The sequence below is a fragment of the Floridaenema fluviatile BLCC-F154 genome, assembly GCF_041929135.1.
Classification (GTDB): Bacteria; Cyanobacteriota; Cyanobacteriia; order Cyanobacteriales; family Aerosakkonemataceae; genus Floridanema; species Floridanema fluviatile.
In genome coordinates this window covers 97,983-119,809 of record NZ_JBHFNS010000093.1, presented here as the reverse complement: position 1 = coordinate 119,809, position 21,827 = coordinate 97,983, and the positions used below count along the sequence as shown (strand labels likewise).

22 protein-coding genes are annotated in these 21,827 nt (G+C 38.0%); 7 read left to right on the top strand and 15 right to left on the bottom strand.

From position 1 onward, the window contains the following. Positions 1-196 precede the first annotated feature (196 nt). From ACE1B6_RS27475 to ACE1B6_RS27455, 5 genes are all read right to left on the bottom strand, one after another. Positions 197-1,036, bottom strand: a complete 840-nt coding sequence (locus tag ACE1B6_RS27475; protein ID WP_413260483.1) for a TdeIII family type II restriction endonuclease — start codon at positions 1,034-1,036, stop codon at positions 197-199. A gap of 14 nt (positions 1,037-1,050) precedes the next feature. Continuing rightward, complete coding sequence (locus tag ACE1B6_RS27470; RefSeq protein ID WP_413260482.1) at positions 1,051-2,421, bottom strand: DNA cytosine methyltransferase; 1,371 nt, start codon at positions 2,419-2,421, stop codon at positions 1,051-1,053. Positions 2,422-2,563: 142 nt separating this feature from the next. Further along, positions 2,564-2,986 (bottom strand): type II toxin-antitoxin system VapC family toxin, encoded by a 423-nt coding sequence (locus tag ACE1B6_RS27465; RefSeq protein ID WP_413260481.1) that lies wholly within the window; start codon positions 2,984-2,986, stop codon positions 2,564-2,566. After that, complete coding sequence (locus tag ACE1B6_RS27460) at positions 2,983-3,216, bottom strand: hypothetical protein (protein WP_413260480.1); 234 nt, start codon at positions 3,214-3,216, stop codon at positions 2,983-2,985. Before ACE1B6_RS27460 ends, ACE1B6_RS27465 begins: the two co-directional genes overlap by 4 nt. A gap of 244 nt (positions 3,217-3,460) precedes the next feature. Continuing rightward, complete coding sequence (locus ACE1B6_RS27455) at positions 3,461-3,709, bottom strand: BrnA antitoxin family protein (protein ID WP_413260479.1); 249 nt, start codon at positions 3,707-3,709, stop codon at positions 3,461-3,463. Positions 3,710-3,818: 109 nt separating this feature from the next. Between ACE1B6_RS27455 and ACE1B6_RS27450 the strand changes: the two genes are divergently transcribed. Both ACE1B6_RS27450 and ACE1B6_RS27445 read left to right on the top strand, forming a co-directional pair. Next, positions 3,819-4,049: a hypothetical protein gene (locus ACE1B6_RS27450; RefSeq protein WP_413260478.1), complete on the top strand. Its 231-nt coding sequence runs from the start codon at positions 3,819-3,821 to the stop codon at positions 4,047-4,049. Next, positions 4,042-4,425: a type II toxin-antitoxin system VapC family toxin gene (locus ACE1B6_RS27445; RefSeq protein WP_413260477.1), complete on the top strand. Its 384-nt coding sequence runs from the start codon at positions 4,042-4,044 to the stop codon at positions 4,423-4,425. Before ACE1B6_RS27450 ends, ACE1B6_RS27445 begins: the two co-directional genes overlap by 8 nt. A gap of 75 nt (positions 4,426-4,500) precedes the next feature. On the opposite strand, the gene ACE1B6_RS27440 is transcribed toward ACE1B6_RS27445, so the two are convergent. From ACE1B6_RS27440 to ACE1B6_RS27430, 3 genes are read right to left on the bottom strand one after another with little or no spacing between them, the layout of a single operon-like run. Further along, positions 4,501-4,635, bottom strand: a complete 135-nt coding sequence (locus ACE1B6_RS27440; protein WP_413260476.1) for a hypothetical protein — start codon at positions 4,633-4,635, stop codon at positions 4,501-4,503. Between the two features lie 17 nt (positions 4,636-4,652). Then, complete coding sequence (locus tag ACE1B6_RS27435) at positions 4,653-4,865, bottom strand: type II toxin-antitoxin system HicB family antitoxin (RefSeq protein WP_459563111.1); 213 nt, start codon at positions 4,863-4,865, stop codon at positions 4,653-4,655. Continuing rightward, on the bottom strand, positions 4,849-5,115 hold the full coding sequence (locus tag ACE1B6_RS27430) for a type II toxin-antitoxin system HicA family toxin (RefSeq protein ID WP_413260474.1): 267 nt from the start codon (positions 5,113-5,115) through the stop codon (positions 4,849-4,851). The genes ACE1B6_RS27435 and ACE1B6_RS27430 overlap by 17 nt, the downstream gene beginning before the upstream one ends. A 195-nt stretch (positions 5,116-5,310) precedes the next feature. Between ACE1B6_RS27430 and ACE1B6_RS27425 the strand changes: the two genes are divergently transcribed. Both ACE1B6_RS27425 and ACE1B6_RS27420 read left to right on the top strand, forming a co-directional pair. Continuing rightward, a complete protein-coding gene (locus tag ACE1B6_RS27425; RefSeq protein WP_413260473.1) occupies positions 5,311-6,318 on the top strand; it encodes a hypothetical protein in 1,008 nt (335 codons plus the stop codon). Next, entirely contained in the window at positions 6,272-6,823 is a 552-nt protein-coding gene (locus ACE1B6_RS27420; protein WP_413260472.1) for a hypothetical protein, read from the top strand. The genes ACE1B6_RS27425 and ACE1B6_RS27420 overlap by 47 nt, the downstream gene beginning before the upstream one ends. A 21-nt stretch (positions 6,824-6,844) precedes the next feature. Here ACE1B6_RS27420 and ACE1B6_RS27415 read toward each other — a convergent pair whose 3' ends face one another. Then, the gene (locus tag ACE1B6_RS27415; RefSeq protein WP_413260471.1) at positions 6,845-7,129 is read right to left on the bottom strand and encodes a type II toxin-antitoxin system HicB family antitoxin; all 285 of its coding nucleotides are present in this window, start codon (positions 7,127-7,129) and stop codon (positions 6,845-6,847) included. A gap of 55 nt (positions 7,130-7,184) precedes the next feature. After that, positions 7,185-11,162, bottom strand: coding sequence for a magnesium chelatase subunit H (locus tag ACE1B6_RS27410; RefSeq protein WP_413260470.1), 3,978 nt, complete (start codon positions 11,160-11,162; stop codon positions 7,185-7,187). A 947-nt stretch (positions 11,163-12,109) separates the two neighbouring features. Here ACE1B6_RS27410 and ACE1B6_RS27405 point away from each other — a divergent pair. From ACE1B6_RS27405 to ACE1B6_RS27395, 3 genes are all read left to right on the top strand, one after another. Then, complete coding sequence (locus tag ACE1B6_RS27405; protein ID WP_413260469.1) at positions 12,110-13,117, top strand: hypothetical protein; 1,008 nt, start codon at positions 12,110-12,112, stop codon at positions 13,115-13,117. Positions 13,118-13,211: 94 nt separating this feature from the next. Beyond that, positions 13,212-14,498, top strand: a complete 1,287-nt coding sequence (locus ACE1B6_RS27400) for a glycosyltransferase family protein (protein WP_413260468.1) — start codon at positions 13,212-13,214, stop codon at positions 14,496-14,498. 285 nt (positions 14,499-14,783) lie between these two features. Then, the gene (locus ACE1B6_RS27395; protein ID WP_413260467.1) at positions 14,784-15,710 is read left to right on the top strand and encodes a hypothetical protein; all 927 of its coding nucleotides are present in this window, start codon (positions 14,784-14,786) and stop codon (positions 15,708-15,710) included. A 192-nt stretch (positions 15,711-15,902) separates the two neighbouring features. Here the strand turns inward: ACE1B6_RS27395 and ACE1B6_RS27390 are convergent, their stop codons facing one another. The 5 genes from ACE1B6_RS27390 to ACE1B6_RS27370 all read right to left on the bottom strand — a co-directional run bounded on the left by ACE1B6_RS27390 (position 15,903) and on the right by ACE1B6_RS27370 (position 21,685). Further along, positions 15,903-18,167 carry a sensor domain-containing protein gene (locus tag ACE1B6_RS27390; protein ID WP_413260466.1) on the bottom strand — a complete coding sequence of 755 codons (2,265 nt, stop codon included), beginning with the start codon at positions 18,165-18,167 and terminating at the stop codon, positions 15,903-15,905. A gap of 7 nt (positions 18,168-18,174) precedes the next feature. Then, complete coding sequence (locus tag ACE1B6_RS27385; protein WP_413260465.1) at positions 18,175-18,531, bottom strand: circadian clock KaiB family protein; 357 nt, start codon at positions 18,529-18,531, stop codon at positions 18,175-18,177. 11 nt (positions 18,532-18,542) lie between these two features. Then, positions 18,543-18,884, bottom strand: coding sequence for a circadian clock KaiB family protein (locus tag ACE1B6_RS27380; protein WP_413260464.1), 342 nt, complete (start codon positions 18,882-18,884; stop codon positions 18,543-18,545). Between the two features lie 153 nt (positions 18,885-19,037). Next, positions 19,038-20,726: a circadian clock protein KaiC gene (gene kaiC / locus ACE1B6_RS27375; protein ID WP_413260463.1), complete on the bottom strand. Its 1,689-nt coding sequence runs from the start codon at positions 20,724-20,726 to the stop codon at positions 19,038-19,040. Positions 20,727-21,304: 578 nt separating this feature from the next. Continuing rightward, positions 21,305-21,685, bottom strand: a complete 381-nt coding sequence (locus ACE1B6_RS27370; protein ID WP_413260462.1) for a hypothetical protein — start codon at positions 21,683-21,685, stop codon at positions 21,305-21,307. Positions 21,686-21,827 lie beyond the last annotated feature (142 nt).

Genomic DNA, 21,827 nt, shown 5'->3' with positions numbered 1-21,827 from the left:
ATTTACAGATCGCATCTCTTGCTACGTTAGCATCAACTTAGTCAGTGCGATCGATCAAAAGCGCCACAGTTTTAGGCGATCGCGCTTCTGTACAACCCTCATATTTTTTTAGCATCTACTCAAACCGATTTTTAGACTCTGCATGACTTCTGGGAATGCTAGAAATAATTGTTTTGTGAGAGTATACGCGACTTCTTTAAAACCCAAAAGCTAACGCATCCAACATATATTTACTTTTCTCCCTTCCCACTTCTAGATATATTTCCAACAACTCCTCATAAGCAGTCGCTCCACCTACAATATTCCAGAATTCATTTCCAATAATTACAGCTTCATTAAAAGGTAGATAACTTCTTGCTTGTGACCACTTATAATCAGCTTTTGTTAAGCCAGATGGATTATAAGGCATGGCATAGTAAGCTTGTACTTGGGGACGATTTGCACCCCGCAGTAAATGAAATCTTAACAAACGCTGGATAACTTCCAAACACTGTCCTTTATTCGGTTTAGGAGCTTTTATTTCAAATAAGTATTCTGTTCCATTATCAGCCAAAATATAAATGTCAGCACGTACAGTTTTGCTTACTAAATCATCTGTTCGCCTAGCATTAAGTACTGCTGTTATCATCTGCTCAAAAGATGGTTTAGCTTGTCCTCTATTAGCAGCAGATTCATAATATTCTTTTTGGCGTTCCGCTTCTGCAAAAGCTGCAATACTTACCTTTGCTGTTACATCATATCCTCGACGTGCATCTTGATGATATTCAAGAGCAATTAAGCGAGCACATTCTTCCAAAGAGTTTCCTAATCTGGTACTTAAACCTCGCTCAAATTGATTTATACGTATTAATTCTGGTGGAATTAACGCCGCTTGAAAAGGTTTCAATTCTCCTTTTGTGGAAGTACGGGATAAGTATTCTATTGCAGTAGTTGATTTTTCAATAATGCGCCCTTTATATTCATCTAAGATTCCCTGAATAAAACCTTCAATATATCCTTTAATCATTTCCCGTTTTTCTGCGCTAATAGCTGGCATAATTAACCTACAAATTACAAAATTACTTCTAGTAAAGCTTTGGTTAAATGGTAAATAACCGGAACTGAAACAGCATTACCAAACTGATGTTTTGCTGTAGTTTCATTCTCAGCAATTTTGAAAGATCCGGGAAAACCTTGTAATCTGGCGTAATCTTGTGCTGTTAGAGGTCGAAAGTTTTTCTTTTGGTATATTTCTCTAATAAATGTTTGCTTATATGCTTCTGGTTCTTGACATTCTATCGAGATTGTTGCTACAAAATCTCTAGTTCCAGTTGCGGTTAAAGTGGCGATCGCATCTGCATGAGGTAAAAAAATCTTAGAAATTCCGTTAATCCCGGAAGATATCTTAGAATTAACAAATTCATAACCTTGACCTTCTACGATTCGCAGAATTTCTTTAGCAACTAAATTATCAATTTCTTCTAGCTTTAACTCAGGAATCAGTGTTTCTAAAACAAGCAAACTTAAAGGATTACCATCCTTATCTCCATAAATTTTTTTTCGGCGATTTTTCAGAATAGTCTGACAAATTAATTTTTCCCTTGCTGTTGTCTCGATTAAGTCCCAAGAATGAATTGTAGTATGTCCATCTCTAATATCACTAAACAAGAAGAAATCATTTAATTCATCTATTTTTTGAAATCTCCCTCTCGAAGCTGGAATTTTTCCATCAAATAAAACCTTGGGCGAGAATTTTTTCTTAATAAAATTACTCTGTTGAATCCCCGGAATCACATCATACAGCTTTAACTGTTTATTTAGAGGTTTAGGAAAGATAAATCCCCAGCATTTCTCTAGGTCATTCCTAATCCCAACAATAAAGGTTCTATCTCTATCTTGAGGTAATCCAAAGTCGTAAGAATTGAGTACTTGGTATTTAACCACATAACCAGATGCGGTTAGATTATTAATTATATATTTTAGGCTGTTGATGTTTCTTGGTTCGGTTAAACCTTTGACATTTTCAAATATAAATGCTTTAGGTTGATTAGCTTTTACTACTCTAAATACATCCATCCATAGCTTACCTCTTGGATCATCCAAACCTTGTAATTTACCTGCAATAGACCAAGGTTGACAGGGAACTCCACCAACTAATAGATCTACGATAAAAGGAAGTTGACTCAATTTGGTAATATCTCCCAAATTTACTTCTTCTGAATTAGCATCTTTAATAAAATTTGCTTGATAAACTTTAATTGCTTCTTTATCTATTTCGGAATAGCCTAAACATTTTCCGCCTAATTCTTCTAGAGGAATTCTAAAACCGCCAATCCCAGCAAATAGGTCTACAAATGTAAATTTGGTTTCGCCAACAATCAGAGAAGTTGGTTTAAATAAGTCAAACAATTCAAGTTGTTGAGCATAAATGCCTTGATTCATTTTGTTTTTGATGTAGTTGGATTTAAGGAATACTTTATCGCAATTAATGATATTCACACCAGCAAAGTGTTCCTTTTGGCAGTGTTTCGGGTTATCGTTAAAGTATTAAATATGAATAGACAAGTCAGCAAATTTAGCACTTTTATGGCACGTCTACCACCCAGCGCAGATGATTTGCTAGTGCGTCGCCTTGCAGTGCATTATAAAACCGTTCATCAGCCGTTACCATCTGACATTGATTCGTGACAGCCAAAGCTAAATAAACGCAATCATAAACTGCTTGGTCAATTCGGACTGCAACTTCTAAAGCTAGTGGCATTAGAGGTAAAGAAGCACAAATTTTAAAATCAACTAGGCTTAATTCAGCAAATTTTTCTTGGGCTTCTGCTAAACTCATCTCACCACGCCTGACTTGCTTCCAAAAAATATTTCCTATTTCTGGGAAAAAGAAATCTGGGACTAAAAGTGTGTAACTATTGTTTAATAAACGCAGGGCGCTATCAGTATGAATTTCAGGCAGCACCCATTTAATTGCTACGTTAGCATCAACAACAAATTTATTCACCGCGATCGATCCTCGCGCAACAGTTCTACACTATCGCTAAAAGTACGACCCTCATATTTTTTTAGCATCTGCTGAAACCGATTTTTAGAGTCTGCATGGCTTCTGGGAGTGCTAGAAACAGGTTCAACTTTAACGGTAACTTGTAGTTCTGTGTTGATTGTGTCAACAGGAATTTCTAAACGTAATATCCCATCTGAGTTTACTTGAGAATGAAATGTGAAAGTCTGCATAATTTCTTGTTAACCTCCTTCATTATTTATAAACTGTTCTTAGTAAAGTTGAAATAATCTGTTGTTTGTGATGTAGACATGGGTTAGATCCTCATTCATCGTCGGGAGCGTTGGCGTAGCCTGCCGTAGGCATATCGCATCTCTTGCTACGTTAGCATCAACTTAGTCAGTGCGATCGATCAAAAGCGCCACAGTTCTAGGCGATCGCGCTTCTGTACAACTCTCATATTTTTTTAGCATCTACTTAATCCTTCTGATGTTCAACATAAGAGCGAAGAACAGCATTCATCAAAGATTGATAACCCTTCCCTTGGCTTTTAAACCAATCTAAAACATCGCTATCAATCCTGATAGAAATAGCTGTTTTGGTAATCGGTTTCACCAGCTTTGCTTTTGACCAAAAATTAGCATCTAACTCAGGAATATCAGATGTATCAATGGTTTCTTCTGGGATATTTTTTAATTCTTCAAGGCGTTTCGGTGAGATAATCATATAAGGTTTTCCTTTCTTGTCGAGTGGCTTTTCTGGCAGAGATGATGCGGATTGCTGAAAAAGTATAATTATTGTATAATAAACAGATTAAAAGCTTCCTAAAAACTGTATGGCTACTTATAACGAAGTACTCAGTCAGGCTCAAAGTTTAACACCTGAAGAACAAGAGCTTCTCTTAAAAGATTTAGCAGCCCTAACTCGTCAACGGGTAACAACTAAAACTCAGGATAACAGCCAACAATTGCCACAGCAAAATTTAGATAGATGGCGGGGATTTTTGCCGAAGCGTGTAGATGCTTTGGAATTCCAGCTACAACTTAGAAAGGAATGGGATGAGTAGATATTTACTTGATACTAACATTCTGATTTACTACTTCAACGCAGAACCAGAAGTCCAGCCAATTTTTGATGAAATTCAAGCAGGAAATGCAGCCGGATTGTACTGCCCGATCAGTTGGGTAGAGTTGCTTTGTTACCCGGCGTTGACAGAAGAACAAGCAAATGAAATGCGAGAATTCTTGAGGAGACTTAGCTGTGTTTTACTAACAGAATCAATATTAAATTATGCAGCAGAAATCCGCCGCGATTATCGGGTTGGTTTAGCAGATGCCCTAATTGCAGCTTGTGCATTCGTAGAGGGATGTACTTTGGTAACTCGTAATATTGATGATTTCAGACGCATCGATCGACTAAGTGTATTAAACCCTTTTAATTGATTGGATTATATGTTCATCATTAAGAGCGATCGCATCTCTATGCTACGTTAGCATCGACTTAGTGAGTGCGATCGATCAAAAGCGCCACAATTCTAGGCGATCGCTAAAAGTCCAACCCTCATATTTTCTTAGCATCTGCTCAAACCGATTTTTAAACTCTGCATGACTTCTAGGAATGCTAGAAATAGGTTCACTTTTCTGAGCTAACACACTTCCTAATTAACCAACTAAGCAAACATCAACCTACCTTTTGCTTCAGGAATTTGACGACCTAATTCTTTAGCAGTTTCAATCCATTCTTGCATCACAATTTCTACATTTTGCAAAGCTTCTTGATAAGTTGCACCATCAGCAGCACAACCTGGTAATTCTGGCACTTCGGCAATAAATGCCTCATCTTCGTTACTCCAGTAAATAATAATTTCATAACGCATCTTCATCTTGGTTCCCCAGTTGATACTTCAGAATTACTTCGCGGACTTGTTTAACTTGGTAAGCTTTGGCTTTTCCTCGTTTGGGTTGAAGATTTAATATTTCTTCAACACCATCTCTACTAAAAATATGGTGGCTACCCCGAATCCGTTTTTCAAAGCCAAGGTTAACTAGGAGTTGGCACAGTTGAGTAAAAGGTATGTTAGCATCAGATGAACCCATTAGGATTTTAGCTAACAACTTCTTGGTTGGAGACATTTGATCTCTTCCTCCAAATTATATGTATAGAAGACAAACCCATCCAGTAATAAGGAAGTAATTTGTCTATTTCTGAACATAGGTGTCTTGTAATCGCACTTTTTAGGCAGCTACGGTTAGTTTGCCTAAGTTTAAGATTGTCTTTATAATTTAATTAGGGGAAAATACGTTAATTCAAGAGTATTATAGTTGCCTATGCCATTACCACCAAAAGAATCATTTGAGAATTTGTTGAGAAGCTTAATTATAAATAAGCCTAAAGATTTATTAGATTATAAATCCATTAAGGCTATTGATTCTCAGGAAGCCATAGATTCAAATCAGGAGATGTTATTACCTAGATATGATTTGTGGTATCAGGAAAATGAGCTTACATTAAATTCATTAATTATAAGAGTTCAAAAAGAATTAGAAGCAAAAAATCATAAGGCTAGTAGAGATATTGTACTAATTATTTTATGCTTATATTCTTTACATAAGCAAAAGAATGAATTTCCAGTAGACTCTTTTAATGAAATTTTATCTTGGGTAACTAATGCTGATTTAACGCAATACTATATTTTTCCAAAGTTCAAACAACCAGATGATCTTTTGGTTGACAAATTTTACTTGAAATTAGGTTCTTTTGAAATTTCCCAGTTAGATCTAAGCAAGATAGAATATAGATGCAAAAAAGCAAAATCAAATTTTTTCGATAAATATCAATCTAACCTACAAAATAGGTTGGCTATTTGTAGAAATTTTTTCTCGACAAAAGTCATAAACTTTATAAGTTTTAAGGAAAAATTTTATTCTGCCTCCGATACTTATAAACATATAGGTAATGCTTATTTTACTAACCTTAGCTATGCTTTATTTGAAGATTTTTGGAAAAGCTTTTTGGATGAACAGCACTTATTTATAGCGTTAGGTGCTCCTTATTTACATGAAAGAAACTTTCAACAATTTCCTCTAACTGAAAAATTGAGTATCTTTTTAAACATTGGTGGGGGAAGTTACGGTTACGTTTCTTCAATTCAAATTAATATAAAATCCGTTCTTGAGTTATACCATTTCTCTGTAACAATGCGCTTAATACTTCTTGCACGACTTACTATGTCTATCAAGGATTTCAGGAAAAATAATTACGAAATATTAAGCGCATCTTTATGGAGAATTGGTATTAGCAGGTGCAGATTTAAAGATTCCTCAGATTGCCAGTGAATTAAAATCAAATTTTGATGTTGGTGCAAATACAGTTATTTCTCCATCTCTTAAAACATTTACTTTATTTGTTTCTAAAGCAAAAAGGCACTTTTTGGAGGAAAGAATAGATGAATCGTTTTTACATTTTGTAATTGCTTTAGATCTAATATTTGGGGAAAAAGATTCTGCAACAAAATCAATAGTTAGCCGTGTATCAATTGTAACTTATAAAAAGTTTGGTAAAGATTTTCAAGCTCAGAAAACAGAAATTGACAAGATTTATGATGCTCGGAGTAAGTATGTTCATAAAGGTATATCGCCAGCAAAATCACTTAACGAGCAAGTTGAAAAAATTTGTGAAGAGGTATTATTTTGCTTATTAAGAATCAACAAGAAGCTAAATGAAAATACTGAATCGAAATGGTGGGTAAAAAATTTAGATTTTCTAGTTAGTGCGATTGAAGCAGGTAGAGAATTAGAAGATACAGAGTTTGAAAAAATGGGAATTTGGGTTCCTAAATAGTGGGGGTAAGATATACTGTACTCACCCGATCGCAACTAATTCCGATGCGATCGGCTTTCGGGGTAGCCAGTTCCCATCTCGTTGCACATACCCTGACTCTTCAAGAACTTCTGTTAACGTACCCATTACCTCACATTCCTCGAAAAACGCTTCTAAAGCTTCTTGAACAGATTGTCTGGCTTCTTCGATCGTTTCCCCAAAACTAGAAACATTTAAATCTGGGCAAATTCCTATATATAAATCACCTTCTTGTAGAATCTCAATTCTTACTTCTATTTTCCCTATCACAGCTTTTTTAAACCTCATGCGATCGAACACCTGGAATTGATAGAGGCAGGCAAAATACCTGCCCCTACAACTACTATTCTACGCCTTCAATTCGATCCTCAACCTCCTGATACAACTGGCGCAATAAATCCAAATTGCTTTCATTTGTTTCCCAATAACCACGACCATTCGCTTCCAACAAAGTAGTTACAACTTTGCGGAAAGAATGGGGATTTAAGTTCATCAAACGCTGACGCATTTCTTCATCTTTGATGAAAGTGCTGTTAGCATCCTCATAAATCCAGTTATCCACAGCGCCAGCAGTCGCACTCCAACCCATTGTATTTACTAAACGTTTGGAGAGTTCCCGCACACCTTCATAACCGTGAGAAAGCATACCTTCGTACCACTTAGGATTTAACAGTTTGGTACGCGCATCTAAACGCACGGTTTCTGATAGTGTCCGCACCTGTGCATTGGCGGTTGTGGTATCAGCAATGTAGGATACTGGTGTCTTACCATCACCGCGCAACTTAGCGACAACTTTTGTCGGGTCGGAATCGTAATAATGGGAAACGTCAGTTAAGCTAATCTCGGAAGAATCGAGGTTTTGGAAAGTTACTTCCGCAGTTTTTAAGGAAGATTCAAAAATCTTTCTTGACTCTTCCATCATCCCTGGATTATCAGCACTGAAGGCGAAAGATTTGCGGTTGAGGTACATTTCTTGTAACTCTGCTTCGCTGTCCCAAGTGCTGTTTTCTACTGCTAGGTTGATGTTAGAAGAATAGGAACCGGAAGCGTTAGAAAATACGCGAGTTGCAGCTTGACGCAAGTTAATTCCCATTTCTTCTGCTTGCTGCAATGCGTGTTTGCGAACAAAGTTCATTTCTAATGGTTCTTCTGCTTCTGCTGCCATCTTAATTGCTTGGTCTAGCAGATTCATTTGGTTGATGAACAAATCGCGGAATACACCGGAACAATTGACTACAACATCAACTCTGGGACGACCTAATTCTTCTAAAGGAATTAGTTGCAATTTATTCACTCTTCCTAATGAATCAGGAACGGGTTTTACACCCACCATCCACATAATTTGGGCGAGAGATTCGCCGTAGGTTTTGATGTTGTCTGTTCCCCAAAGTACGCAGGCAATTGTTTCGGGCCAACTACCAAGTTCTTCTTTTTGTCTTGCCAACAATCTGTCAACAACAACTTTGGCAGCTTTCACTGCTGCTGCTGTAGGAATTGATTGGGGATCTAAGGCGTGAATGTTTTTACCTGTTGGCAAAACATCGGGGTTACGAATTGGATCTCCACCGGGTCCCGGTAATACATATTCGCCTTCTAATGCCTTTAACAATGCGCCTAATTCGTTGTCAGCGCAAACTTGTTTTAAGCAGAATTCCAAGTATTCAAACAAGGGTTTAATTGCTTCGGGATCTACCTTGGGATAACCTGCTTGTTGTAATGCTTCGATCCAAGGTTCTTTTTTACCCATGTTGAAGAAATTCAACTTGGAAACTAGGGAAACTCTGCCATCAGCATCGGTTTGTTCTTTGACTAAAGCAGCAACGGCGGCGCGAGTGGCAAGGGTGATTTCTTGTAATAGCTGAACGTCTTCTAAAACGCCTTTGTCGCTATTAACATAAATCTCGTCAATGTCGCGATCGATGCTGTTAGCAATAATTCGGGGTAAGCTGAGGATTTCTTCTTCGTTTCTGTCTAAGGCGGCGATGTTTACTAAGGTTGCGATCGCTTCCTCTGCACTAGGCGGTTTACCAATTACGTGCAACCCACAAGGTAACAACCGCGATTCAATTTCCATCAGTTTCCGATACACCAAACCGACGAGATTATCCCGTTCTTCAGCAGACATATCCTTGGCATCTTTTTCTGGCAATTCAATGTCTTTATCCAAATTCACCAAACGGCATTTATCCGCGATCGTATTCACGATCGGAATCCCTCGTCCGGTATCTTTTAAAGTTTGGTAAGAACCGATTAATTCGCTTAGTTCTTTTAACCCTTTATAAAGTCCGGCATTTTCCGCAGGTGGTGTCAGGTAACTGATAGTTTCGGCATAACTCCGACGCTTGGCAATTGTTGCTTCGCTGGGGTTATTCGCAGCGTAATAGTAAATATTGGGAATCGAACCAATGAGATTATCTGGGTAACAATCTCCCGACATTCCCATCTGTTTTCCTGGCATGAATTCCAGCGATCCGTGAGTGCCAAAATGCAACACCGCATCAGCTTTCCAGATTTGTTCTAGATAGGTGTAATAAGCGGCGAAACCATGATGAGGACTGGCAGAACGGGAGAACAACAACCGCATTGGATCGCCTTCATAACCGAAAGTTGGTTGCACGCCAATGAAGACATTTCCGAACTCTTTACCGTAAATTAAGAGGTTTTGTCCATCACTATTTAAATGTCCGGGTGGTGGGCCCCAATTTTCGTGCAATCTTTCAGAATAAGGTGTTAATTCTTCATATTCCGGCACCGACATCCGATAGGCAATATTTAATTCGGGAGTGGCATATTGTGCCTGGGCATCGTGGATAACTTCCAGCATCAACTTTTCGGGTGATTCTGGTAATTCTGGCAGATCGTAACCGTTATGTTTGAGGGCTTTCATTACCTCATAAATTGAACCGAAAACATCTAAATATGCTGCGGTTCCCACGTTTCCTTTATCAGGTGGAAAGCTAAAAACGGTGATGGCAATTTTTTTATCTAGTTTGGGTTGACGGCGTAATTTTGCCCATTTTAATGCCCGTTGGGAAATTGCTTCAACTCGGTCTTGTAAGGCGATCGCCTTTCCAGTCGCCCCATCTCTACCCGACAAAATAATCGGTTCGATCGCACCATCTAACTCAGGAATTGCTATCTGTAACGCCACCTGAATTGGATGCAAACCTAAATCGCTATCTTGCCATTCTTCCGTAGTTTGGAACACCAAAGGTAACGCCACCATATAAGGACGATTTAACCTTTTTAGTGAGTCGATCGCCTTCGGATGATCTTGTCTAGCTGGCCCACCAACTAAAGCAAAACCTGTTAAGGAAATTACTACATCTACTATTGCAGAAGCAGCAGTTCCATTCACCGTTCCGCCAAAGTAAGCATCAACTGGTTTGGAAAAATCTAAACCTCCCGCAAACACCGGAATAACTCTTGCACCCATCGCTTCTAATTCTTGGACAATTGCTACATAATGAGCATCATCACGAGTTACCAAGTGAGTCCTTTGTAGCACTAACCCAACGCAAGGAGCTAAAGGATCTTTTAAGTCGGCAGAAATATCTTTCCGACTGTTATACCAGTTGAAATATTCTTTGACATCCTCAAACATTGTCGGTGCCATTGGATGCCAAATTCCCATATCGGGATAAGTAACAGGGTCTTGAAATTTTAGTTTTTGATCGCCTTTGTAGACATATTTATCTGCTAACATTAGCAGAAAGTTTTCCAAGTTTTCCGCAGAACCGCCTAACCAATATTGGAAACTTAACATGAAGTTTCTCGCATCCTGCGCTTTATCCATTGGTAAATATTTCAGGACTTTAGGCAAGGTTTGCAACAGTTTCAGCATTCCATCTTGGAAACCGGAACCTGACTTTTCTTTACGCTTCCGCATGAATTGGGCGATCGCACTTTTCGACTGTCCCAACTGTGCCATTGAAAAGCTGCCCATTTTATTTAGGCGCATCACTTGTGGCATCGAAGGAAAGACAACTGCGACATCTAAATTATCGCGATGTGGTTCCACAGCTGCAACAACTTTTTCCGCCAAATCTTCAATAAAAATCAACGAAGCGATAAAGACATTAGCATCAGCAATATCGCGTTGAAAATCCTCGTAGTTTTCTCGATCGCGCAACTCTTCGATTAAATAACCACTAATTTCAATTGCTAAATCAGGGTTATTTTTGTTAATCGAATTGACTGCCGCTGATAGTGTACTCTGATATTGCGGCTCAAGCACGACATAGACCACCTTGAGTAAAGACCGCCCCATGAGGTTGTCTGGTGTAATGCGTCGAATGGTGGACTTGACGTGGGTAAACATTCAGTTAGGCTCCTTATTTTGGGCTAGCTAGTCATCAATCATTAATCAGCTAATCCTTGGCGGTTGGGCAGCGGGCTTAAATGGCATCTCACCCAACTTCAAGACCCCAGACTCGCTGAAATCTAAGTCTCAGTGCCTAGCATTAAAACAGGCACATTAGTTGGTTTTACCAAAAAATGCTTACTAAATGCGGCTTTTGGCCCCCATCCGATACAAATTGATAAAAATTTTGTAATTTTTTGTTACAAAACTTGACAATTTCCGAAGTAGTTACTTTTTTTTTGCGCTTTCACCTTAATTTCTTGGCGTAAAAAATTTGTTAATTATAACTAAATCAGAAAATTTTTTTGTAACTATTGATTAATTTAAAAGAAAATTTCCCATCGATTATATAAAAATTGTTAATTAGGTCGATCGAAAAGACTTATAATTGTCTTAAAAATCATGCTCAAGATAATATATTTATTTTGGGTGCTGGCACTGAGGGAAATAACCCGAATCTGCAATCCATTGACCCGATCGATAACAGTCTTTATACTGGGTTAAAAACTCCTATCCCTGGATGATTTATTGACAATTTAATAGGAGTTTTAACTATCATCAAACTCAAATATAAGCCAAACTGCTTTCTTGATTATTCTACTATTGACAAATTGCTAGTTTTAGACATTAACTGTAAAATAACATAATCAAGATTTTATTATTTGTAATCAAAGATTTCTTTAAGCTATGATAATCTAGGTTTACAAAACTAACTTGCTCTGGTTAGGGTTTACCATTCATATCTGAAAGTGCTATTTTACTGGTTAAACCTGAATAATTCTAGAGGCTGTGGTATATTTCATCACAATTACCCCTAAATAATCTAGAATCAGGTATTTTAAAGCCAGAGTATGCTTGGATAAACTTTAGCAAGTCTTAACTAGTTAATTTGAGTGTGAGGAAGCATGGCTTATTTCAATCACTTTTCTGAACCATTTTATCTAGCTTTTTATCCAGACGTTAACGCATCTGTAAATACGCCCAGAGGTTTCATTTCTGGGTTTGAACACTTTACCCGTTACGGTGTCAACGAAGGTCGCACCTCAGTATCACCGTTTTTTAATGAAGGAGCCTATTTAGCACTATATCCAGATGTAGCAAATGCTGTAGCCTCAGGGTTCTTTCGTTCTGGAGTAGAACATTTCGCCTTATCCGGTGCCGACGAAGGACGTTTCTCTCCCATAGGCACTTTTGACTCCGAAACAACTTACTTATTAAAATACCCTGACGTAGCGCAAGCAGTTTTTCAAGGAGCCTTCCGTTCCGGGTACGATCACTTCCTACAATACGGGCAATTTGAAGGACGATCGCCTACATTTTTCAACGAACGGGATTATCTCATTTTTAACCCAGATGTAGCAGCAGTAGTCGGTGTTCCTGACCCTGTAACTGGTGTTGTGAATTTTAATTCTGGTTTTGAGCATTACCTTACCTTCGGACAGTTTGAAAACCGAGTTATTTTCTTTACTGGTACTCCAGGTAATGATGTTGTCACCAGTTTTGGTGAAACCGCAGTTGAAATAACAGGCGTTGAGTATATAACTTTATCTGCCGCTACAAACCCATTTGATTACGTGCTAGGAAGCAACGGATTTGGTGAGATCGATACTCTTGTTGGTGGCGCACAAGCCAATATTTTCTTGCTAGCCCTCAGAGGAAACCAAACAAATCCCAACCCAGTGCCATTATATGTAGGTGGTGGCAACTCTGACTATGCTCTAATTAAAGGTTTTGAAAGAGGTCTTGACACTATCCAGTTAATAGGTTCGATCGATAATTACATCCAACAAACAAATGGTGTAAATCTGGGTATCTTTACCAACACTGGAGATATTGTTGGTATTGTGGAAGGAGTAAATACTCCTTTGACTACCGTTTCTACTTCAGCAGACGGCTTTTTCTCACTCGGTTAGTAACCTAAAGTTACTAACAGATATTTTATATCGAGTTAGTTAGGCGGTGAGTTCTGAAGAACTCACCGCCTACTTATTTGTTTAAAATTAAATAATGTTTATCCAACCATCTGATATTTTAATCCTTTCTAATGGCCCCGGAGAATTGGCGACTTGGGTGCGTCCAGTGGTAAAATCTTTACGGCAACTTTTGGGAAACGATCGCACAAAAATCCGCATCTCCCTGATCCTATCCCCCTGTCCCAACGCCAGCGGCAAAGAAGTAGAAATTGCCCAAAGTTACCCAGAGATCGATCGCATCCAATCCCCAAAACACTTTTTTTCCTTTCTCTTAACAGGCAAAACCGCCGAAAATTGGGATTGGCGCAAAAACGGTGTAGTTCTCTTTTTAGGTGGCGATCAATTCTACACCGTAATTATCGGCAAACGTTTAAATTATCGCACCGTAATTTACGCCGAATGGGACGCACGTTGGCATGAGTGGATTGACAGATTCGCCGCCATGACACCGAAAATTATCGCCAATTCTCCCCAGAAATATGCCGATAAAATTACTGTAGTTGGCGATTTAATGGCAGAAGTTCAGAGAGCAGAGGGGCAGAGGGGCAGAGGGGCAGAGGGGCAGAGGGGCAAGATTGAATTGATTGGGTTGTTGCCGGGATCGAAACCTGCTAAATTGGCTCAAGGTGTGCCTTTGGGATTAGCGATCGCCCAACAAATCCACACCCTTAGACCCACCACAAAATTTATCATTTTCGTAGCCCAAACTTTAGACATTCAAACCTTAGCTAAATTTGCCGATCCCCAAGAAAATCCCATCATTAAAAACCAAGGTTGGGCAAGCGGTAAATTAGTCTTTCCTTCAGAAACAAACCAATATTTCCTCAAAACTGAAAGCGGTTTAACTGTAGAATTATGTACTGAATTTCCCGCCTACAAATCATTAGCTCAATGCGATATCTGTCTTACCACAGTAGGAGCTAACACCGCAGAATTAGGTGCTTTAGCAGTGCCAATGTTTGTCTTAATTCCCACCCAACAATTAGATGCTATGCGAAGTTGGGATGGCTTACCCGGTTTATTAGCAAATGCACCAGTTTTAGGTTCAATCTTCGCTAAACTAATTAACTGGTTAGTATTACAAAATAAAAAATTATTTGCTTGGCCTAATATTTGGGCAAAAGCTGAAATTGTCCCGGAATTAGTGGGAAAACTACAACCAGAAAAAGTAGCTAAGATGGTTGTAGATTATTTAGAACATCCAGAGAAATTAAGGGAAATTAGCGATCGCCTTCGTGCCGTCCGCGGTCAATCAGGCGCAGCGGAAAAAATCGCCCAAATCGTTCAGGAAGAATTAATTCTTTCTATCAATCAACCTTAGCAGGTTTCACATCCAAAAGTCGAGCAAAAAATACCTAATCCTTTGATTAAGATAAAAAAGTTGGCCCAAAGACTATTAAAAAAACTTGTAATTAGAAAAATAAAAATAAATTTATTTTTATCTTAGCAAATTTAAGTAAAATTTTTCCAAAATATACTTTTTTTATTCAAATTATTAAGCTATGTCTATTTTAATTAATTCTACCGATATTGACAAAATACAAATATTATCATTTTAAATGAGCCATACTCTGGCAACAAAAGATATTTTTGAGGAAACATTAAGATGAGTTTTGCAATTTTCAACGAAGATTATTACCTAAGTAATTACCCTGATGTAAAAGAAGCAGTTGAAGCCGAAGTATTTGAATCTGGTCTAGCTCACTTCCGAACAGTAGGAATCACAGAAGGTCGGACATTAATTTCTCCAGCTTTTAACGAAGCAACATACTTAGAAAGAAACCCAGATGTAGCGGAAGCAGTTAACAATGGAGTTTTCCAATCCGGGTTGCAGCACTTTATTCTAGTAGGCGAAGCTGAAGGACGTTCTGGTATTCCTATTGAAGGCCCAAATCCAGTAACGTTTTTTAACGAAAAAGCCTATATTCTCAGCAATCTAGATGTCGCTAACGCTGTAAGACTAGGCACTTACGAATCTGGTTTGGATCATTACCAACAAGTAGGACAAGCTGAAGGAAGAATCGGCTTTTTTAACGGTTCTTCTGCTAGTGATGTTGTGACTAGCTTTGGCACAAAAACCCAAATCTATGGAATTGGTCTTACAAGTGTAGTTGTAGACAATTCCGGTGAAACTTATGATATTAGAACTACCAGTAATGGTTCTGGCGAAATTGATACCCTAATTGGAGGAGCAGGAGCAGATGAATTTGTATTAGGTTATGGTCGTCTTCAAACCACTACAGCTTTTGCAGGCGTGCAAGCTTTCTATCTTAATTCCAAGGATAGTGGTAGTGATGACTATGCTTTAATTCGTAACTTTGAGGATGGCAAAGATACGATTGTTTTGGCTGGGACACCAGCGCAATATATTTTAGTGCCAGAAGGTTCCACAGGAAATTACCTAATTTACACAACTTCCAACAGCAATTTAGGTAGACAAAATGATTTAGTAGCAGTAGTTGAAGGAAATCCAGATCTGGCAATTCTTAACCCGGTTGATGCGCTCAAGAGTGGATACACCCGATTAGGTTAGTAAGCTCTTAAACATTGAAATTACTAGTTAAAATATCAGGGTAGCAGGGGAAAAAAATCCAAGATTTTGCCAAAATCCCCCCATATCTAAAGTAAGCATAAACCCGGTTTTCTATCGTAATTATGTTATTTTATCGTCAGGGTAAGAATACAAAACCGGGTTTCTTGGTCTACACTGCATAACTTCTAATGCCTAAGATATAGAAGAATTAACCATTGCCATCAACACACCCTGAGCAGCTTCCACATCCAAAGGTTTAGCAAATAAATAGCCTTGTCCAAATTCACAACCTAATCCTTGTAATATTCGGAATTGCTGTTCAGTTTCGATCCCTTCAGCAATCACATTTATACTTAATTGATGAGCCAGTGTAATAATAGCTTGTACAATGTTGATAGAATTTTCTTCACTATAAATATTAGTGATAAAAGAGCGATCGATTTTTACAGTATTAAAAGGCAAACGATGCAGATAGCTCAGGGAAGAATAACCAGTACCAAAATCGTCAATACTCAACTCAATTCCCCGATGTTTCATCTGCTTGAGAAAATAACGGAAAGACTCTCGATTTTCCATCAACAAACTTTCAGTAATTTCTAGTTTGAGATTACTACCTTTCAACCCTGTAGCAGTGAGGATTTCATCAATTTTTTCGATACTATTTGATTCTTTTAACTGTCTTCCTGAAACATTAACACTTATCCTTAATGAAGCTGCATTTTCAAATTGTTCTTGCCATGCTTTCATTTGATGACAAGCTTCAGCTAAAATCCACTCACTAAGGGGAATAATTAACCCAGTTTCTTCGGCAATAGAGATAAATTTGTTAGGTGGAATTAACCCTTTCTCTGGGTGTTTCCAGCGGACTAAAGCTTCAAAACCCACCAAATTTGAGGTGATTAACGAGAAAATTGGTTGATAGTAAAGGATAAACTCTTTATGTTTCAAAGCTTCACTCAGCGCCACTTCTAATTCCATCTTTTCTACCTCTAACTTTCGAGTAGTTCGCTGGTGCAAAGCTGGCTCAAAAATTCGATAACAAGCTTTACCAATATGTTTGGCATCATACATTGCTAAATCTGCATTACTCAAAATTTCTGTGGGATGAACGATCTTTTTGGAAGAGAAAGCAATCCCCATACTAGCAGTAATAAAAAGTTGTTGCTCCTGAATCAAAATTGGTAAATTCAGGCAATTTAGAATGCGTTCTGCAATCTGAATTGCTTCTTCCCTACTGTTAAGATCTTGAAGCAAAATAATAAATTCATCACCGCCCAAACGAGCTATAGTATCACCAGAACGGACAGATTGACTAAACTTTTTGCCACAGGCTATTAATACTTTATCGCCTGTTTCATGCCCTAGAGTATCATTAATTAACTTAAACCGATCTAAATCCAAAAACAAAACGGCAAATAAATAGTTTTGATCTCGTTTTAAATGTTGAATAGCTTGTTCAATTCGATCCATTAATAAAATGCGATTCGGTAGACCTGTTAAGGCATCATATAAAGCATTTCGACGTAATAATTCTTCGGCGCGGTTGCGATCGGTAACGTCGATCGCCATTGAAATAAACGTTCTTCTCTGATCAGGAAGTTTACTTAAAGGTAAGCTATGAAAGTTCCAAACTCGCTTTTCTCCCCAACGAGTTTTAATGATATATTCTCCCTGGTTAACTTTGCGATCGATTTCGTAAATTCGCTGCACTAAAGAAAGCATTATATCTGGATTTTCTCCAAAAGCAGACTCTAACCAATTCCCCATTGTCGGAATATCATTGATACTATAACCAGATAATTCCCTCCAAGCTTGATTAATTTCGATAATTTCTCCATTATCAGCATAGATAATCATCGGAAACGGAGAATCAATAAATGATTTGCGGAAACGCTCCTCACTTTCCCGCAAAGCTTCTTCATTGCGTTTATACTCAGTTAAATCAGTAATAATCAAGCAGTAAATAGAAACATTCCCCAGGTTTAATTGCGTCAGAGACAACTGAATTGCAATTTGATTTCCTTGACTACTAATTAACGATAATTCTTCACTTATTTCTATCTGATTTTGCGACTGTTGCCAAAAAGCCTCAAACTTGGCTAAATCTTGAGGAGCGACAAAATTTGTAAACCGAGAACCGATGACAGTTTCTAAAGGATAGCCTAAAAGTTTGGCAAACTTCTGATTAGAATACAAAATAAATCCTTCCAAGGAAACTGTAGCCGATCCTTCTCCCATTTGTTCCACAAAAAGCCGATAAACGTAATCTACCCCATGAAGGGTAAAAACCTGCTCGCCTCGATCGGTACTAACAACAACAGCATCAACTTCACCAAGATGAATTGCTTGTAATGTTTCTTGAGCAATAGTTTTTTGTTCCCGAAGCGTTCTTATTTCCGCTTGCAGTTCATCTACGATTTGGTGTAATTTAACAATTGTATTTTCTTGGTCTTCCATAATTTCCTTAGACCTGATGTTGTCTGGGATGAATATCTAAACCTACTAAAACTTTCTCCGTATTAGATAAATTGCCAATCAATGTTTGTAAAGGAAGCGGTAACTGTTTAATTAAAGTAGGAATGGCAAAAATGTTGCCTGGAACAGTTAATTCAGGAGCTTGATAAACATCTATTACCTCTAATTCATAACGCCCTTTGAGATACTCTTCACAAATTTTTTTGATGTTTTGTAATGCCTGAATTGATTGGGGCGTTGTTCCCGCAATATAAAGGCGTAACACATAATATCTTTCATCTCCCTGGAAAAGCGCATTTTCAAAAGCTGCGGTCATATCCCGTTCGGATTCTTCTTCATTAACCATGAGGATTACTCCTAATTTTTGATAATTTGCTGGTTAGGTTTTATGCCATTGATCTCTAATCCAACCAACACTTTTTCTTGATTCGACAAATCACCAATTATCTGTTTAATCGGCGGAGGTAATTTCTTGACTAAAGTCGGCAAAGCAACAATTTGGTCTTGTTTAGCGAGATGGGGTTGTGTGACTAAATCAATTACCTCAATGTGATACTGTCCCTGAAGATACTCCTCACAAATTTTTTTTAAGTTCGCAAAAGCAGTCAGAGATTTCGGCGTTTGTCCCGCTACATATAATCGGAGTTGCCAAAATTCGGAGTCGGAAATATTACTTTGTTCAGAACAGCTATCTGTCATTATTTTCTCTCCGTTTGCTGATTACCTAAATCTTTGCTATAGATGCAAGAGAAAGGGCGAGTTTTGATTTCAATCTTATGGCTAGCTATCCAGGCTTTTGGCTAAACCCGCCCCTACTCTATTTGTATCAATTATTGGGGCAAATGATATTACTTAATCGCCCTGACGTAACTTCATCATCACCTCTTGATTCTCAACCAATCTTTGTTGATGATTTTCCGCTTGTTTAGTCATGGAATTTAACATTTCATACTGAGTTTTTAGTTGCACTTGCAGTGCCGCAATTTGTGCTTGCAATATTTCAGTTTGACTTTCCAACTCCCGTTTTTTTTGTTCAAATTCTTGCTGGCGATTAATTTGCTCTAATTCTTCTCTCGCTTTTTGGGCAATTCTGGCAGTTCCAGTGAGAAAATTACCCTGACCTAAGTAAACATCAATTAATTCTATACCTTGACTAGTTAAGAGAAATTCTCTGACTTGATTAGAATGTTCCATACCACGAGATTTGAGAATATAAAGCAGTCGATTTCTTTCTCCATTAGTTTCTGTAGTCCGAACTTCCAACCAAGTATCCATCAAAGATGATACACCAATGTCTGTATGTTCTAAAGCTGTGCCACCTGCTGTAAGATTGGTTAACAAAACGGTGATTTGCTCGGATTTTAAAAAGTCGATCAGACGCATGAAAAAGGCTTTGGTTCGCTGTGAATTTCCGTTTAAATTTAGATTGCTCATCGGGTCAATAATTAGCGATCGCGGCTGAAATTCCTTAACCCAATTGTGAATTTTTACCAACCGCATTTCTAAACCATAAGCTGTCGGACGTACCGCTTCAAATTGCAACAAACCTTTTTCTATAAACTGATTCAAATTAATCCCAACGGAGAGGGTATTACGAAGAATTTGCTGTGGTGCTTCTTCTGTAGCTAAATATAAACAGCGTTCTCCTTTTTGGCAGGTTTCTTGGGCAAAATAAGCTGCGATCGTACTCTTACCCGTTCCCGCCATTCCCGTAATCAAAATACTACTTCCCCGATAATAACCTTGACCACCCAACATCGTATTTAATCGCTCAATTCCCGTAGAAACTCGCTCATTAGAAACCTGATGATTTAATCCGATCGAGGTAATTGGTAGTACTGAAACTCCATCTTCTTCAATCAAAAACGGATATTCATTTGACCCATGACTAGACCCCCGATATTTCACAATTTGCAAATAGCGAGTTGTCAATTCCTCAGCAGTTCTTTGTTCCAAACGAATCACACAATCAGAAACATATTCTTCCAATCCTTGACGAGTTAAACTATTTTCCCCACGTTCACCCGTGATAATTGCTGTGACACCTTGGCTTTTCAACCAGCAAAATAAGCGTCTTAATTCTGCTCGAACAACACTAGCATTAGATAACCCCATAAACAGAGTTTCAATCGTGTCTAAAACTACTCGTTTTGCGCCAATTTCTGCGATCGCACACCCCAAACGAATAAACAAAGCTTCCAAATCATATTCACCAGTTTCGAGGATTTCATGGGGATCGATGTAAACATGATCGATCGATAGCTTTTTCTCCTTAACTAACTGCACTAAATCCCATCCTAAAGAAGTTACATTTTCAGTTAATTCTGACTCTGTTTCCTCAAAAGCCATCAATACGCCCGGTTCGCCAAACTCAGTTGCACCACGCACTAAAAACTCAACACTTAACAAAGTTTTGCCGCTGCCAGCTGAGCCACAAATTAACGTAGGGCGGCCTTTTGGTAAGCCACCACCAGTAATTTCATCTAGTCCCTTAATCCCAGTTGGGCATTTCGGAAGTTGTTTGTTTTGCGGTTTTTTCATAATATAAAAGAGGTTTTTCAATAGATTTGGAAAATTTTCTCTGTTCCTGGGTTTCTCCTACCTAATAAACAGCTTGCCATTACCGATTAAACAAAGAATTCTTAATCACCAGTTTGTTAGGTTAGGCAGAAATTTACTAGTTCTAGAAGTCAGAAAGCAGAAGCAAAGAAGGCTTTTTCATTTAGCTTTTAAAAAGTTTTCAATTGCTGAATTATTTCTGCCTTGGTGCGCTAGTTAATCACTCAAGGAAAATCAGCTTTTTACATTAAAAAATGGTATCAAATCCAACCTTTTTTCAGAGAATAAACAAGCAAAGAAAACTAGGAAAATTTTTGCTAATTTTTGGGGTGCTCAGAATTTAAAGTTAGCTTAGTGGTTAGCGATCGCAAATTAAACAATCAATTGAGTCAGAACCTTAAATTTATTCGCTCTTGGCTAAATTATACTCCATAACTTACTGGTCAATCCAGAAAATTTCCCCAAGTTAACCACTAGCAAAATAATTGCTTAACTAACACATTTTTATTCTCTCAAAATATATATATATTATAAAATTCTTCCCCCTGGATCGGGATGTATTACTTCATCCCATCTCGACGACCCAATTCATAAATTGCACAACCAACACAAGCCAACATTCCCACACTAATTGCCCAACTGCTACCTAAAGTAACTTCAACGCCATAATTACAAATTCCACCAGCCAGTAAAAAAGGAATAATACTAAAGATAGATGCGTAAAAAGCGTTTTGAGATTCCCTAGCCCGACGAGTTTTTTCAAATTCGGCTTCTGAAGTATAGAGACTGCGTTCAGCAAAATTGAACCAGCGTTTCAATTGCTCCATAATCCATTCATTCAATTGCCAAAAAGCTAAATATAAAGCTAGCGACCATAGACCAGCACCAGCGATCGCAGTACTATTTACAGAAAAGCTAAACGGAAAAAGATCATTGAGCATAAGGCAAGCCACTCGATTTTAGATTGGGGATTTGGGATTTGGGATTCAGGCAAAATTAACAGAGAAGATTTTAGAATAACAAAATTGTAACGAAAATAAAATTAAGCCTGGTGTAGAATTTGCAATCTACCCAGGCTAAACT